The organism is Geomicrobium sp. JCM 19038 (assembly GCF_000698125.1).
Taxonomy (GTDB): domain Bacteria; phylum Bacillota; class Bacilli; order Bacillales; family Marinococcaceae; genus Geomicrobium_A.
Genome location: NZ_BAXA01000007.1, coordinates 47,827 through 63,938, shown reverse-complemented (window position 1 = coordinate 63,938; position 16,112 = coordinate 47,827). Strand labels below are relative to the sequence as shown.

Here is a 16,112-nt window from a genome sequence, read left to right as displayed (position 1 = left end):
TTAAACTCTCCTTCCTCTATGGTCTAAACGGCCAGAAGAACCGTACAATTTCCGTTGGCACAATCTCAAACCAAAGACTAGCAATCGGCAATATCCCAAACAAAAAGACGAACAGCGTAATAACGGTACTAATTATCATCGCTCGTTTCGTTCGCTGTAGAAATTTTGCTTGCAATACGTAACTTAGTGCCCATACGACGATCGGCAACGCATAATTGAGCAAAATAATGTTCATTCCAACAAAAATCATTGCACCGAAGCTCATCGTTACATTAAACGCAGCAATGATAAAACCTGTCGTTAATTGCACACTATGAAAATAACGCCTAGTCCTAACTTCTTTCGATGACGCGTTGTACGATAGCGTCGTCAGATAAATGAGTGCAATATTGAATAGTATTAAGACATAAAACAACACATGAAATGACATTGCTTGCGTATAAAGGCCTGTTAGACCAAACAAAATAAACAACACTAAATGCACCAACAATGCCATGTTCATCCACAGTTTACGTCTAAGCACAAATCGCTGGTTTAATGATATAACGAGCACTGCGATTTGCCCGATAAAGATCGTAAATAATGAATAGACTGCCATTTGTTCAGATACGACGATATGGACAAACAGTGCACACATCCATAAAAACGACCCAAACACAAATCCAAGAAACATCTCTCTTCGAAAAGGGAATTTCGCTTGTTGAATTTGATCTCCTAAAACCGACTCTTTGCCAAACTCAGTCATAGCTTCCTCCTCTGCTTCCTTTTCAGATTTGCCATTGCTCATTTTATCTTCTTTCAGATCTTCAAGATGAGTGAGCAACTCTTCATACAAATCCTCATGTTCAGCGCGACTCCCGTCAGTTTGCTGAACGATCCGCGCTACAAAACTCGGAAAACTACTCATGGGACTCACTCGTCCGTTGGACGAGATCATTTAGTACGACCCAATCGGCACGCTTTTTCTTAAGCTCTCGTACACCATCATCTGTCACATGGTAATATTTTCGGCGCTTTCCGCTACGATCGTCCCAATACGATTCAATCCAGCCTTCTTCTCCATTCGCTTCAACGATGGGTAAAGTGTGCCTTCACTCATTTGGTATGACTCATCACTAATCGAGCGCAACTTCTTTGTCATTTCGTAACCATATAAGTCTTTTTTCGCGATAAGTGAAAGTAAGATCAAATCAATATTGCCTTTCATCATTTCTTTATCCAACGAATAACCTCTTTTCTTCATACCTCGTATTACAAAGTATAGACATAGCATGGTATGAATTTCAACAGTGATTTGTCAGTCGTTTAACCAATCCTTTAGAACTTTTGCACAAAAGGTCAGCAACATCTCACGAAAAAATTGGTCATGTCTGCTGTAGAGTACAAACAAATAGTCCGGTAGCGTAGAAGTATCTAGATTCTGTTAAAAAAGGAGGGGTCTCAATGCAAAACCGTACATACGGCTATGTACATCCACAGTTAACATCGGTGACGCAGCTACGCGGACAATATGTTACGGGTTTTTCAGTAGGCATTCTATATTTGGATGATTGCTGGTACCCAACCGTTCCAGGAAATGTTGCAAACTTAAGCACGTATCCATTTCCAGTCATGCTAAAAAAAGTCCCGAATTGCACGACAATGAAACTACTAAACGGTGATGAAAGTATACTCGAAACTGTTGTGAAAACCGCAAAGGAATTGGAAAAAGAAGGAGCGAGAGCCATCACATCCGCTTGTGGTTTTTTTGGACGGTTCCAAAAGGAAGTCGCGGCAGCGGTCGACATTCCGGTTTACTTATCCAGCCTCATGCAAGTTCCTTGGCTTCTTGCAGGGTTAAAACCTAATAAAAAGGTCGGCGTACTCACCGCTTATGAAAAAGGAATCTCACCAGAGCTTCTAGAGAATTGTGGCATCCATGACCCGTCCTCGATCCGCATTGAAGATTTGAGTTATTTAACAGAATTTTCATGCATTATTGAAGATCGCGGAACATTTGACCACGCCGCTCTTGAACAAGAAGCCGTAACAGCAGCTAAGTCACTCGTTGACGATGATGTTGCTGTCATTCTACTTGAGTGTAGTGATTTGCCACCGTATGCTTACGCGATTCAACAAGCAACATCTCGACCTGTGTATGATTTTATTACGCTTATTCATTGGATGCACTATGCGACCACGCAAAAACCTTATTACGGATTTATGTGAGACGTTTCAACAAAGGAGAGGACTTACATGAAAGATGGATTAACGTTTGCATTCGCAGTCGTTGGGGTTGTTGTTGGAGCTGGAATTGCATCAGGACAAGAAATCATGCAGTTCTTTACGTTTTTCGGATGGGTTGGAGGAATTGGTGCTCTGATTGCCACAGGTCTGTTTATGTTCCTACTAACGAGTGTGATTCGAATTGGAAGTGAGATTAACGCGAAGTCCCACTACCGTGTACTGCAATATTTGTGTGGAAAGTATTTAGCTGTGTTTGTCGATTTATTTCTGACTTTTTTCTTATTTGGAATCTTGGTCATCATGATTGCAGGTGGCGGCTCCCTATTTGATCAACAATTTGGATTGCCTGTATATTTAGGTAGTTTAATTCTCACGCTACTAACAATCGCAACGTTGTTTCTAAATTTCAAAGGGATTCTTTACGTACTCGGAATCTTTACACCAATTATGTTCGTATTGCTCGTTGCCATGTCCGGATACTCTGCGGTTACGACGGATTATTCATTTGAACAATTTATGCAACTTCAACAACCAGAATCTGCAGCGACGTTTCACTGGTTGCTTGGTGCTTGCTTGTTCGTCTCAAACTGTGTTGCGGCAAGCTTTCCAATGCTTTCAGTTATGGGGGGTTCTACGAAAAACAAAAAAGCATTGTTCATCGGAGGAATGGTCGGAGGTTTAACACTGGGCTTACTAACATTAATGATTCACATTTCAATCTTCTCGAACTTCCATTTAGCCGCAAATGTTGCAATGCCAACGTTAATCATAGCTTCTGACTTTATGCCGCTGACCGCTTTACTCTTTGTCGTATTAATCTTCGGGATGATCTTTAATACTGCCGTTGGGATGCTCTATTCATTTACGAGTCGAATGATGAGTCCTGGCACAATGAAGTTCAAATTGTATGGAACTTTGTTCGGCTTTCTTGCCTTCGGAGCAAGCTTTGTCGGTTTTACAGATCTCGTGAACATTCTCTATCCAATCACAGGGTTAATCGGCTTTATTCTGATGGGCGCGATTACGATTAAGGCGATTTCTAGAAAGAAGCCTACCGACCTTCCAGATCAAAAGCTCGAAGCATAGAACAAGGTCCTCCAAAACTTTTGGAGGACCTTAGTTTTTATTCAGCTGACTGTAATTCCTCAACCACGTCTTCTCTGTACTCTCGGTTTTCTAGAAACTGCTGTACGAATGTAAAGTAATTCCGGTTTAATTTAAACCTTTCCCACGCATTTAAGTTATCGGTGAACATTGCCCACTGCACGAAATCACCGTCGACTGTAGTCAAGAACCTTGGTTCATTTAGCACAAATGCCGTTGAACCACCTTTCCCGCCCATCATCGTATATCCTTCTGGTGCGTCGTAGATATCAGTTAAAATGGACATGAAATAGTCTGAGGCTTCCTCATCCGCCCACTCCCCAGTTTGCACCTGATTTAGCCATCGACTGTATTCAGCTGTCGTAGATGAAGGTAACCAGTCTGACCAAAACCGTTGGTCTCCTAGTCCTGCAGTAAGGTTCATTTCACTTGCATCCAATTGTCCATTAACAATCGATTGATGCGTTTCTAATACCTGTTGTTCATAGTCTTCAAATGGCAAGTCTTCCAGATCCCTATCATATTCTTGAATAACGATTAATCCACTGACAAAAGGAATTAGATTGTCATGATTTCCCAAGCCCCATTCAGCAATGCGTTCATTCACATGTTGAATGCCTAATCGCTCTAGAAGGTAATCCGTATTTGCATTTGAACTAAATGAAATCATCCCACGAACAACTTCTTCTAACGAAACGGTCTCTTCACCTACATCTTTCAACCATGCAAGGTGTGCACCACCATCCGAATCAGGAAGGTAGAATTTCTCAAGATCTACAATGTCTATTTGTTCATCTGGATCGATGTTTCCCGAAACAACTTCTTCAGCGAAAACACCAGCAATGGTCATTTTCGCTGTACTCGCTAAAGGAATATTCATGTCTTCATTTCGACTCACAACAACTTCATCATTCACTGCATAATAAAAAGAAGTAGTAGAATCTGTTTTAATGTAATTTACAACAAAGTCTACGTCCTCTCTTAGTACGTAGTAAGCTAAACCACCCATGATTATGGCAAGAATACCTAACGTAATGATGCCTGCTTTCGTATACGTGTTCCGATCCAAGAGGATGGACATAACGACCATGATTCCTATACCTAATAGTAAATTAACATTTAATAATAAGACCGCTAAAAATATGACGATGGCTACAATCGTTGATCCAAACGCGCTAATATACCCCCACGTGTTCCGATTTTTCTCTTTGCGCAACGGAATTAGACTAAGAATGATGAATACTAAAAATGCGAAAATTGTTATCGTTGGCATGATTGTTTCCTTCCTTATATTATTTCTAAAAACAGTAATTGAGTATACCATAGATACTGGCTTTGTACATTTTGCTTACTATAGCTAGTATAATTTAAATCAGGTTAACCTCAGTTAAACCACTTCCAACAAAAAATGACGTCGAGCTGCTCAACGCTAAGCAGCATGACGCCATTCGTAATACAATCAACGTTAATAAATTGCATCTTCAATGACTAATGCATTCTCTTTAAATCGTTCAACTCGTAATGGACTTAAGTCGAGGGTGTCGTACTTCCCTTTCATAATCAATTCCGACAAGCCTCTTCCGACTGCTGGAGCTTGTTGCATGCCGTGTCCACTAAACCCAAAGGCAACGTAGTACCTTTTGCCTCAGGATGTTCACCGATAATTGCATTATGATCTTCTGTGTTGTGGTCATACAATCCCGTCCAACCGCTCTGAAGCTTCAGTTGTTCAAACGGGCCAACACGATGTCCGATAATTGGCCAGATGTTTTCGATAAAATCTTGTCGTTTCCAACTAAAATCCATACTTGGTACATAATCTTCCGCGTATCCACTAATAAAGTGCTCGCCTTCGTGTCTGAAATAAACGCCTGTAGGATCCATTGTGAGTGGTAATGGATTTTGTAGTGGCACTTCAGTGTCAAACTGGAAGACGCGACGCGGTAGTGAGACGACAGGTAATGGATATCCCGCTTGTTGACTCAACTGCGACGCCCAGGCACCTGCACTATTGATTACGATCGGTGCATAGTACGTATCCCCATTCGTCATCTTGACGCCATTTTGGAAGACTTCATCAAGCACGAGATCTGCAACTTCATCATATACGTATTCGGCACCGAGGCGTTTTGCATTTTTAATGTAGCCTTGCATGACGGAATATGGATCCAAATAACCGCTTTCCCTACAATAAATTCCTCCTGCAATATCCTTCACATTCAGCTCAGGAATACGTTTTAACAATCCCGCTTTATCAAGAATTTCAGAGTTCACACCGAGTTGGTGTTGCAATTTGAGATGCTCTTCGAACTTACTCATCATCTCATCGGTTCCTAAAAATAAATACCCTCGTTGTTTCAAGTCAATCTCCGGATCAAAGCCATCAAATTTCATCGTTTCTTGAAAATTTTTATAAACATATAAGCTATATTGACTCAATTCAATATTTACTTTCGTCGTAAACAATTGGCGAATGCCACCTGCACTTCGTGGCGTCGATGAATATTCATACTTTCGGTCTTTTTCAAATACGATTACTTTTCCTTCGTAGCCCGCGTTAAGTAAATGATAAGCAATGCTTGATCCGATCACACCGCCACCAACGATTAATAGATCCGCATGTTTCGAATTCATCGCCCCGCCTACTTTCTTTCATTTCTTATAACTGTACAAAACCGATCAAGACACTTCTATAGCTACTCTCCACAAAAAACTCATCCGAAACAACTGGATTATTCGTCACTTTCACGAAGGAACCTGTCAACATTTGACGAATACTATTACTTTAAAGGCAGGTGTTCGTTTTGCTAGAGAGAATCGCACAACGAATTGTTGATCAAACGACCGATATTCTCGATTATCCAATGAGCATAACTGATGAACACGGAATCATTGTCGGATGCACAGACTCTAAACGCCTCGGTACAATTCACTGTGCATCGATTGATGTGTTAAAGAAAGACCAAATCGTTCATTTCGATGAAGCGTACGCAAAGTCATTCGTCAATGTGTTGCCTGGCGTTGCCGCACCGATTTACTTTAATGAACGTGCAATCGGTGTACTCGGTATTGTTGGCAATCCTGAAGACGTGAACAACTATACGAAACTCGTAAAAAGCCATGTAGAAATGCTTTGTTACGAATCTTTTTATCAAGAAAGTGCAATCCTTGAAGCAAAAAAGCACGACACACTGATCCATCACTTACTTCATACTCCTTCAACGAGTACAGATCGCATAGAACAGTATGCCAATATGATCGGATTTGACCTTTACCAGAGAAGATGTTGTATTCTCATTGAGTTCCATCCGTCTTCTCAAACGAATCCTTTGACGTGGACACATGACCATCATGTGATGCAAGAATACCTCAATGCACACGTTCTTGATGATGACCAAGATTTACTTACACTGCTAACGCTCGATCGCTGGCTTTTATTAAAAACAACACACCTTGATGATGTGTATAAAAACAAATCCTTTCACTACCAGATTCATCGGTTCCAAGAACATCTGCTTGAGCAATACCAAATCACTTGTCAAATTTCGATCGGTCCCCTTGGGCAAAGCGTCTCGGGCATTCAAGAATCCTTTGAAAGTGCAGAAAGAACGTTGACGGCTGGAAAACATTCGAATGAATTGAATAAAATCTATCATTATTCGGACTGGTCCATTGCTCTTCCCTTATTACTCGATCAATTGCATCCTTATTTAGAGAAACGCCTGCACGATAACTTATCGAACCTTTTTGATGACCCGAAGTTCAACACATTATCAACAACTTTTCTTTCATATTGTCATCACAACATGAATTTAAGCAAAACCGCAAGGGCGCTCTATCTTCACCGTAACTCCCTCGTCTATCGTTTGCAGAAAATCAAAGACATCACAGGACTTGATCTCGATCAATTCGAAGATTGCATCTTGCTTTATGTCGCACTTCGTGCAAAGGGTAGTCCTGTCCATTCCCAGAAAAACGATGAGAAAATAACAAGAGAGTAGCCATACAAGTGGCTACTCTCTTAATTGTATTAATAGGTTTCTTCTGAAGAAATGATTACTTCATTAAATAACAATCGACCGCTTGGATGTTGTGGGGAAAAATTGTTTACGTTGTCAGATACACCGATACGTAATTGTTCTTGCAAAGTAAACACTTTGGGAGCTTCAATCATGATAATCTCCATAGCTTCTTCGTAAAGCTCAAGTCGCTTTTGCTGCATCCCCATTACGTAAGATTGAGAATACACACACTTAAACCGTCGGTCATTTCGATGGACGGTTGTACATTACATACCGATTTTCTTCAACTGTTGCTCAGCCAGTAATGGAACAAGGTTATCAAAAATATGAGTATCTCCATTAATAACCGTGTAACCTCCGTAATAGGGATCAGATGTGTCCTCATTTCGGAACTGTATCATTCGTTCATAGACACTTTCCGCAAATTCGTACTCTTCAATTTCTAGTAAATACATAATCGTAAATCCGTATAATGCTGGAGACTCATAATCTACAAGTGGTGTTTTTGTCTTCAGGTCATAGATTCCGTGAATAACTCCCCTTCTCTCAAACTCGTCTCGTATAAAGTCGAGCAGTTCATTTGATCTCATCCCAGCTTTTGACTCATGATAGGCAATGATCATCTGATCAACCATATTTACCTCTTGATCAAATTCATACTCAGCTTGTTCTACGTTGTATGATTTAGGATAAAACCCGTTCTGAATAGGTGCTTCTTCAAGGATGTGGATCGTATTTTGGTAAAGTGTTTCATCCAATTGATTATCATGATGAAGGATCTCTAAGGCAAACCGATCAATATATGAAAGCGTAATAACAGATGACGCATAGTCATGCTTTGTATCATAAAAGTCCGTATAAACCTCAGCATCTTGATAACGACTATTTAATTGGTGTGTGATCACACGAGAAATTTCTCGATATTCAGTTTCACCATATCGTTCATATGCATTCATAAAGGCATAGGCGATACGAATATCATCAATTAGCGCATTCGTTGAAACATGTTCAGAAGCACCTGGCGTTAACTTCCAGTAGATCATCCCGTCTTCTTCTAGAAATGACTCTTCAAAGTCTTCAACGTACTCTTGGAATAATGAATGATCGTCTCGCAGTAAGGCATACTCCATTAACAAGCCAATTGTCTCAGACAATGCTTCTCGACCAGCAACAAGATCTTCATCCAGTTGATCTCCATCTACAATATATGTCGCAAACGTACCGTCATCATTCAAAAACCACTCATGGATGAAACGCTCCGTCATAGGGCGTTCATCATTATTCATAGTGCATCCTCCGATCATCACTAATCCAGGCTTAACCCTAGCATCATCAGCATCCACTTGGATCGTCTGAATAACATCAATGGGCGAATTCCTTTACTTTGGCAACACTATATTTCCTCTTTGTTATTTCAACAATCTTCTTGGCCGAATCACCATTTCCAAAAGGATTTGGTAAAGTAGTTCGATGTTCTGTTTGAGATAAAATATGTCTGATACTCTCCACAATCCTCTCTTTCGATGTTCCGGTTAAATGTAAATGTCCAGATAGAATTCCTTCTGGTCGTTCTGTTGTCTCCCTTACTACAACGACCGATTTTCCAATAGCTGGAGCTTCTTCTTGAATCCCTCCTGAGTCGGTAACAATGACATCGGCATTCATCATCACTTGAACAAACGTTTGATAATCAAGAGGATCGACAAGATGGATGTTTATATCGCTTCCAAGCTTACGCTTTGCAATTGCTTGTACGTGAGGGTTTTTATGAACCGGAAAAATGACTTGTACATTTTCCTCGTACGTGACAATATGTTCGATTGCATCAAACACAGATTCCAGTTCATTCAGATTTTCTCGTCGATGTGTCGTCAAAAGAATAGTCTTCATCCTATTGTGCAGTAATGGTTGAATGAACCGATCCATCACTACGTTTTGCTTTTGAATATAATGTAGTGCATCAATGACTGTATTACCAACTACATGAATGGAAGTTGCATTAATGTTCTCATTAACTAACGCATCACGATTCGCAATTGTAGGTGCGAAATGTACAGTTGCAATTCGACTCACTAACCTGCGGTTGCCTTCCTCTGGAAATGGTGAGTGCAGTGTATTCGTTCGAAGGCCCGCCTCCACATGAGCAACAGGTATTTTTTTTAGAAATGCTGCATAGGCTGCTGCAAATGTGGTAGTCGTATCTCCATGGACATACACAAGGTTGGGTCGTTCATTCTCTAATAGCTCTGATATTCCGTAAATGATTTTATTAGTTAGTACTTCTAATGTTTGACCCACCTCCATTGATTGAAGATCATAGTTTGGTACAATCTCGAACAACTGCAACACTTGATCGAGCATTTCACGATGTTGTGCAGTATTCACGATAATATTCTCAATTTCCTCATCTCGTTCAAGCTCAAGTACGAGCGGTGCCATTTTTATTCCTTCTGGTCTAGTTCCGAATATTGTCATTGTTTTCATTAGTCAATCTCCTTTTGACCTTTAGATTTGGAATTAAATCGCTCCGTTTTATACCACCTTGCTTCTTGCTTAAACATCACCCTCTTTATTTCCAAACCGCTAGCATAGATGACGAGGAATATCCACATTTGTGAGTAGATGATATACATTAACGCAACCGTCATCACGTTCTTACTCGTTAATTGGTTTTGTTCTAAGCTAAGAGCGAGACAGACTTGTGTAACAAAAACAAGAAACCCTATAAAAATTAAAAGGAAAGAAACCGAACCGATTGTCAAATTCAAATCAACGACGAAACTCGTCACAAACAAACTGTGAGATAATAAAATTCCTGCAAAAAACAATAAATAAATGGAAATGAAATACAATAAATCAAGCATCACTCGTTTGCTTTTTAATTCTGTTACACGGAACAAATACTTTCCAATTACGTATAGATTCCCCCGTGCCCACCTCGTTCGTTGCTTCCACCAGACTTTTAACGTCTCAGGTTCTTGCTCCCACGTCACTCCTTCAGGGAAAAAGCGAATGTGATATCCACTTTCATACACACGAAAACTAAGTTCTGTATCCTCTGACAGCGCCTTCTCATCCCAGCCGTCAAGTTCCTTCAGCAATGAACGCCGAATAGCAAAATTCGTTCCTGGTATTGTGGCAACTTTAAACCAATACCAACGACCTGCCTGTGCCAGCCATTGAAACGTTAACGTCTCAATATTAATAAATCTCGTTAATAAATTTTTCTTTGCGTTTACAACACGAACTTCCCAACTACGGCACCTGCCGATTGATCGTTAATTAGCCCCATCACAAGATAATGCAAAGCATTAGGTTCAGGCTGATTATCTGCATCATAGACAACAATGACTTCACCTTGGGAGTTTTTTAACCCTTGATTTAAAGCTCCAGATTTCCCTTTTCCACCAAAAGGCTTTTTAGTATGAACGGCTTTAACAAATGAATACTCTTTCGAAAATTCATCAACAATTGCTCCTGTTTGATCTGTAGATAGATCGTTAATTACAATGATCTCTAATTTGTCTTTAGGATAGTTAAGCTTTACCATTGCAGAAAGCGTATCTCGGATGACTACTTCTTCGTTATGTGCGGGTATGAGAATACTAACGACAGGTTTTTGGAGTGACTTTTTTTGCCATTGATGGACAATTCTAAAGTGCTGCCAATAATAACAGTATCCACCTACCATTAGAAACAAGTGATACAGCAAGCTTGACCAAATGATCAACAACGAGACATAGAGTATCAAATCCGCCATGAAGTCTAATCTTCCTCTCTAATTTTTCTCCTAATTACTTGGAAGAATATTAATCCTATAAACACGAACACAGTTCCTCCACTAATTCCCGCTATCACCCAAGCATAACTTTGTGCCAAGTTTCTTAAATGGTAGGCAGGAAATTCTATTGATGTGGTTAACAATTTCGTTCGGTCAATCTCTACTTCAATTTCTCCTTCTCCACTTTGAATCGTTACATGCTCAACCTCTACATGATTTTGATAGTCTTTTAGATCGATCCATGTAATATCTTCTCGCTTCAATAATTCGTCACTAAAATCATCAAAATACTTTAATTCTATATATGGATGGTAAAACCCACCGATTAAACTACTGTCCACTGATTGATAGAACTCGACCTCATTCATAACGTTTTGCACAGGTTGCTCCGCATCTGGTTGCACATAACCAATTGTTTCTGGTAATAACGTCATTCCGTGCAAAAAATCAGGCGTTGTTGGTAATGGTGTGGTATCCATGATCTCCCATTTTTCATCACTTAGTTGTAATTGACCAACATACGTGGAGAAGTAATCAGATAACACTTCATAACCGTGCTGCGACATCGTATAATGCGGAGCTTCAAATGCTAACGGATAAAGACCAAAATTCACGAGCTCTTGAACTCCCCTTGTAATGCGCGATTCAATGTATTCACGTTCGAAGGTATGATTCTGCTCTACATAATCGTCATAATCGCTAGGATTGATAAAGTCCTCTTCTTCATACAAAACTGGATCTTCTGTATCGGCATCATGATAGATAGGCATCTCATTCTCTACATCCCAAAACTCAAAGCCTTCTCCTGTTTCGCTTTGTCTAAATTGATGAGTGTATCCGTGTAATACAACACTTCCTCCGTGATCTTGCATATACAACAATGCCTCTAACACCTCAGGAGAATCACTGAAATGATATTGCCTACCTGTCTCTGGATGTGTATATACAGGAATAACAGCCATCATATATGGGATTTCAAGATGTTTTAATTCTTCCGCAATCGCCATAAGGTGCTCAGGATTAACGAGGGGATGTATGTCCTCTAATCGTAGATAGCCATAATGATTGTCTCGGTAATCATGATTAAAAAATTCAACTAACACGTTTGAAAAATAGATAGAGAAAGGCTTATCAATTCTAGGTGAGGCAAAATAGTGATACTGGTCTTTTTGCACATACATCGGAAAATGACGTGACCCGTCTCCCCCACTACTATGGATATCTACAGTTTGATTCCGACCTACTGAAACATTCAAAACCGGCACAGGGTATGTTTCGTGCCTGGACTCATAATCCTCATTCACAAACAATTCAGTAATGGTTTGTGGGAAACCGACCTCAATAAAATTAAAGACTTCAGAAAAAGGATGAACATTGTACCCTATAGCTAACACTTCTCCGTCAAACTCTTGAACCCATTGATTCATTTCAGGAGGAATACTCGTAATAGTTTGACCGTAATAAACAAGATGCGTCTTATTTTGGAAATGCTCTCTTTTGGCATGTTCAATCGGTACCCAGAGTACATCGTTTGTAAACGAATGAAGGGCCATGTCTAATAAGCGTTGGTGTTCATCTATCTCCCCAGTAGCAGAAGAATAGAAAACCACCACTTGTCGGTCTTCACTGTGATGGAGAAGATTCTCTACTGCTTTTGATTCTTCATAAAAGAAAAACATTGTTAATAAACATAGACTTATCACGGTTAAAACGTTACTAATCTGATGTGATAATTTCTTACGCACAACAACGATCCCCCTCACTTTTTTCCATATAATGAGTGTCTCTTAATGGTATAGAGAGCCATTCAACTGTTCCGTGTAGATAATAGCCCTAATAAACAAGTAATAATTTACTAGAACACCAGGTATATTATATCTATAAGTTAGAATTGAATAACTAATATTGTAAAAGATTCATATATTTTACATTTCGATCATTAATTCGTAGATATTCTAACACATTATTAATAAAATTTTCTGATAATATATACTTAAGTCATTAAACTATAGTATTATAGTCTTAACCCGAGGGAATACAATTGCGGCGGATCCGCCACTGGAAGGATTTTTCAGTGACAAAGTCGATCCGTCAACAATTCAACTTCGAGGAAATCTATCATCAGTACAACCCATTAATTAAAGCTTCTGTTAAACGCACACAGATCCGAGGTTTCCATGAAGATCTAATGCAGGCAGGTTACATGGCGTTGTGGAAAGCATACGAAACACACAATCCAGAGAAAGGACCATTCCCGGCGTACGCTAAGCTTTGCGTAAGTTATGAACTGTTGACGTACTTCAAAAGTGAGTACACCTATCAGGCCATAACATGCCTACCGACTTCCAAGAAACATATGAAGAGCGTGGCCACGCAACAGACAGATACACAGTGGATGATTTTGGGCATTACCTCTCGCTTCTCAGCGACAAAGAACGCATATGGGCGTATGAACATTGCGTCAACGATCTGCCCCCTCGCATGATTGCAAAGAAATACAGGGTGTCTGTTTCCGCAGTCAAAGACTGGCGGAAGCGGGCGATTGCACGGCTTCAAAACGTTCTAAAATGACAAAAGAGTCCCTTTGCATTTCAAAGGGACTCTTTCGTATGAAGTGATTTCATCAGTAAATCTGTCGATCATTTACACCCATATTTCCACACCTTGTCTCATACATATTAAGTAGGAGAAGGAAGGTGTTTCGGTGAATACGTTTTTTCGTGGCTTACTCGTGCTCTCACTCGCAGCATTTGTTGGTGAGTGCTTAGAACTGTTTATTAATGTTGTACTGGCTCGTGAACTTGGCGATGAAGCTTTCGGGTTGTACATGGCCATTCTGCCAACCATTCTTTTCGTTGTTGTACTTTCAAATATTGAATTGCCCGTATCGATCTCAAAGCTCATTGCAGAGAAGGAACCAACGTACCACTGGAGCGTTCTTAAACATGCACTGAAATTGGCATCGCTTTGGGCTGTTGTCATGATGTTCATCGCATCATGGATTTTACCTTTACTCCCTGTCTTTCATACGTACCACGTAGGAATTCAATGGATGCTTCTTCTTCTTATTCCAATCATTACGTTCTCTGCCGTTGTAAAGGGCTATTTAATCGGTGCCCAGAAGACAACAAAGATTGCAATCGCCAATCTGATGAAGCGATCACTACAACTCGTTGGTCTCCTGATCGTCTTCCGATTATTTTCTTTTGACAGCGATGTTGCGATTTTCATGGCACTGCTTGCTTTAAAATTAAGTGAATTACTCGTGTTAGGTTACTTAATGGTTGTGTTCATTTTTAATATGAAGAAGATAAAATCCGTGAGGCAGACAACCCTCACTGGAAAAGAAGTACGACAGAAATTACTTGCCGTCTCCATTCCTACGACCGGTCTTAGAATCTTTCATTCCGCATCCTTTGCCATTAAGCCGTTCCTGATTACTTGGGCACTCGGAAACGCAGGCATGATTGAAAGCATCGCCGTTGTTGAGTACGGAAAGCTCGCAGGAATTGCATTCACCGTCGGCTTCTTTCCAGCGTTTATCGCCCATGCGTTACTGATCGTGCTCATCCCGATCGTTGCTGACGCGTATGAACGAAAAGACTTCGCGACATTGCACCACTATTTGAAACTATCAATGATCGTAACCGTTTTTTACGGTGCGCCAGTCGTTCTCATGTTCTATGCCTTTGCAGAACCAATTACGAACTTGTTCTTTGAAGCATCTTCGGCTCACATTTATTTGCAAATACTCGTCCCTTACTTTATCTTCCAATACTTTGCCACACCGCTCCAAGCTTATCTCATCGGTATTGGTTTAGTGAAAGACGCGTTCATTCACTCCTTGTACTCGACGAGCATTTCCTTTGTCTTAATGATCGTCCTCGGCTCCATGCAAAGCTTGCAAATGGACGGTATCATACTCGGAATGAACATGGGCGCTGTCTTACTCACATTGCTTCACTATGTAACGATCTGTAAAAAGCTCGGATTAAACGTCATGATGGGGCGGCAAGAAGCACTGCCTTCGTGACGGTGGAATTTAAGATAAACAACCAATCAACCATCGACCACTTAATCAGGTGGTCGATGGGGTTGATTGGTAACTATGAGTAGAGCTTTAACTTATATAAAATTAGCTAGACTGAAAAACGCAAGAAGTCCAAGAATAACTCCGGTCGTGGTGAAAACCGTTTTCTTATCCAGTGATCCCCGGCTAATTCGAATTTCCATTAATGCCATTAAGACCAGCATTGTTGAAATCAAGATGAGGAATAAAATAGGTAACCATATATGATTCTGTTGAATGTAGCTCGCTAGATCTGGGCGGGAATCTAAAATATAGCTACAGCTAACATCCCTCCAAAACCACCGACATATACGAACCATCTCAGCCGTCGCCAACGTCGATCAGCAGAGGTACGACTCTGTTTCTCGTTATCTATGGATCGTTTCGCTTCTACTAAAGACTTAGCCTTTAGTAAGAATTTGTCTAACTCGTTCATCCCCTCTTCTAAAAACTCCTCTTGCATTTGTACGTCATCAAACGAATAAAGCCATTCCTGCTCTGTAAAGAAATCCAATAATGTCTGGTCCGTATACTCATACTGTGACTTTTGATACACGACGTCAAAGGCATATTTACACTCTTTATTTGTGCCAAGTGCATAGCGAACACGCTCACGATGTACGACAAAAAGCCGTGGTTTCTTCTGTAAGAATTCAAATATCTTCTCATAAAATTGATCATCATGAAAGGTGATTGAAATTATGACTTGGTAAGGTTTTTCCTTCGTCTCATCGGTTACTTTACTCGCTGTCAACGTATAAGGTTGCATCCGTCCCTCCTCAAAAAAATTGATCACTCAGCTTTTTACTGCTTGTTCTTTACTTACGTCTAAGTCTTTCATAGTTTCGATCTAAATATTTTTTATTTTCCATTATTTTAACAAAAGATTACTGATTTTTCATGAATTCCT

The 16,112-nt window shown here is 40.1% G+C and carries 12 protein-coding genes and 3 pseudogenes; 5 read left to right on the top strand and 10 right to left on the bottom strand.

Annotated elements, in window-relative coordinates; translation table 11 throughout:
* Positions 1-16 precede the first annotated feature (16 nt).
* Together JCM19038_RS10390 and JCM19038_RS10385 are read right to left on the bottom strand one after the other, a co-directional pair.
* The gene (locus JCM19038_RS10390; protein WP_042417562.1) at positions 17-907 is read right to left on the bottom strand and encodes a permease prefix domain 1-containing protein; all 891 of its coding nucleotides are present in this window, start codon (positions 905-907) and stop codon (positions 17-19) included.
* Positions 900-1,141 (bottom strand): annotated as a pseudogene (locus JCM19038_RS10385) (PadR family transcriptional regulator). Before JCM19038_RS10385 ends, JCM19038_RS10390 begins: the two are co-directional and overlap by 8 nt.
* A gap of 302 nt (positions 1,142-1,443) precedes the next feature.
* Here JCM19038_RS10385 and JCM19038_RS10380 point away from each other — a divergent pair.
* Entirely contained in the window at positions 1,444-2,208 is a 765-nt protein-coding gene (locus tag JCM19038_RS10380) for an aspartate/glutamate racemase family protein (RefSeq protein WP_042417559.1), read from the top strand.
* Between the two features lie 27 nt (positions 2,209-2,235).
* A complete protein-coding gene (locus JCM19038_RS10375) occupies positions 2,236-3,312 on the top strand; it encodes a hypothetical protein (RefSeq protein ID WP_042417556.1) in 1,077 nt (358 codons plus the stop codon).
* 37 nt (positions 3,313-3,349) lie between these two features.
* Here JCM19038_RS10375 and JCM19038_RS10370 read toward each other — a convergent pair whose 3' ends face one another.
* Complete coding sequence (locus tag JCM19038_RS10370; RefSeq protein ID WP_042417553.1) at positions 3,350-4,603, bottom strand: serine hydrolase; 1,254 nt, start codon at positions 4,601-4,603, stop codon at positions 3,350-3,352.
* A 192-nt stretch (positions 4,604-4,795) separates the two neighbouring features.
* A pseudogene (locus tag JCM19038_RS10365) lies at positions 4,796-5,964 on the bottom strand (NAD(P)/FAD-dependent oxidoreductase).
* A 170-nt stretch (positions 5,965-6,134) separates the two neighbouring features.
* Between JCM19038_RS10365 and JCM19038_RS10360 the strand changes: the two are divergent.
* Positions 6,135-7,331, top strand: coding sequence for a sugar diacid recognition domain-containing protein (locus JCM19038_RS10360; protein ID WP_052361445.1), 1,197 nt, complete (start codon positions 6,135-6,137; stop codon positions 7,329-7,331).
* A 29-nt stretch (positions 7,332-7,360) separates the two neighbouring features.
* On the opposite strand, the gene JCM19038_RS10355 is transcribed toward JCM19038_RS10360, so the two are convergent.
* The 5 genes and pseudogenes from JCM19038_RS10355 to JCM19038_RS10335 form a co-directional block, all read right to left on the bottom strand.
* Positions 7,361-7,579, bottom strand: coding sequence for a hypothetical protein (locus tag JCM19038_RS10355; RefSeq protein WP_193745109.1), 219 nt, complete (start codon positions 7,577-7,579; stop codon positions 7,361-7,363).
* A gap of 39 nt (positions 7,580-7,618) precedes the next feature.
* Positions 7,619-8,638: a glycosyl hydrolase family 8 gene (locus JCM19038_RS10350; RefSeq protein WP_042417548.1), complete on the bottom strand. Its 1,020-nt coding sequence runs from the start codon at positions 8,636-8,638 to the stop codon at positions 7,619-7,621.
* A gap of 76 nt (positions 8,639-8,714) precedes the next feature.
* A complete protein-coding gene (gene wecB, locus JCM19038_RS10345; RefSeq protein WP_042417545.1) occupies positions 8,715-9,836 on the bottom strand; it encodes a non-hydrolyzing UDP-N-acetylglucosamine 2-epimerase in 1,122 nt (373 codons plus the stop codon).
* Positions 9,836-11,112 (bottom strand): annotated as a pseudogene (locus JCM19038_RS10340) (glycosyltransferase). The gene wecB and the pseudogene JCM19038_RS10340 overlap by 1 nt, the downstream one beginning before the upstream one ends.
* Positions 11,113-11,117: 5 nt before the next feature.
* Complete coding sequence (locus JCM19038_RS10335) at positions 11,118-12,878, bottom strand: polysaccharide deacetylase family protein (RefSeq protein WP_042417542.1); 1,761 nt, start codon at positions 12,876-12,878, stop codon at positions 11,118-11,120.
* Positions 12,879-13,207: 329 nt separating this feature from the next.
* Between JCM19038_RS10335 and JCM19038_RS20780 the strand changes: the two genes are divergently transcribed.
* The gene (locus JCM19038_RS20780) at positions 13,208-13,618 is read left to right on the top strand and encodes a sigma factor (RefSeq protein WP_052361443.1); all 411 of its coding nucleotides are present in this window, start codon (positions 13,208-13,210) and stop codon (positions 13,616-13,618) included.
* Between the two features lie 219 nt (positions 13,619-13,837).
* Positions 13,838-15,166 carry an oligosaccharide flippase family protein gene (locus tag JCM19038_RS10325; protein WP_042417541.1) on the top strand — a complete coding sequence of 443 codons (1,329 nt, stop codon included), beginning with the start codon at positions 13,838-13,840 and terminating at the stop codon, positions 15,164-15,166.
* Between the two features lie 301 nt (positions 15,167-15,467).
* Here the strand turns inward: JCM19038_RS10325 and JCM19038_RS10320 are convergent, their stop codons facing one another.
* Positions 15,468-15,971: a hypothetical protein gene (locus JCM19038_RS10320; protein WP_042417540.1), complete on the bottom strand. Its 504-nt coding sequence runs from the start codon at positions 15,969-15,971 to the stop codon at positions 15,468-15,470.
* Positions 15,972-16,112 lie beyond the last annotated feature (141 nt).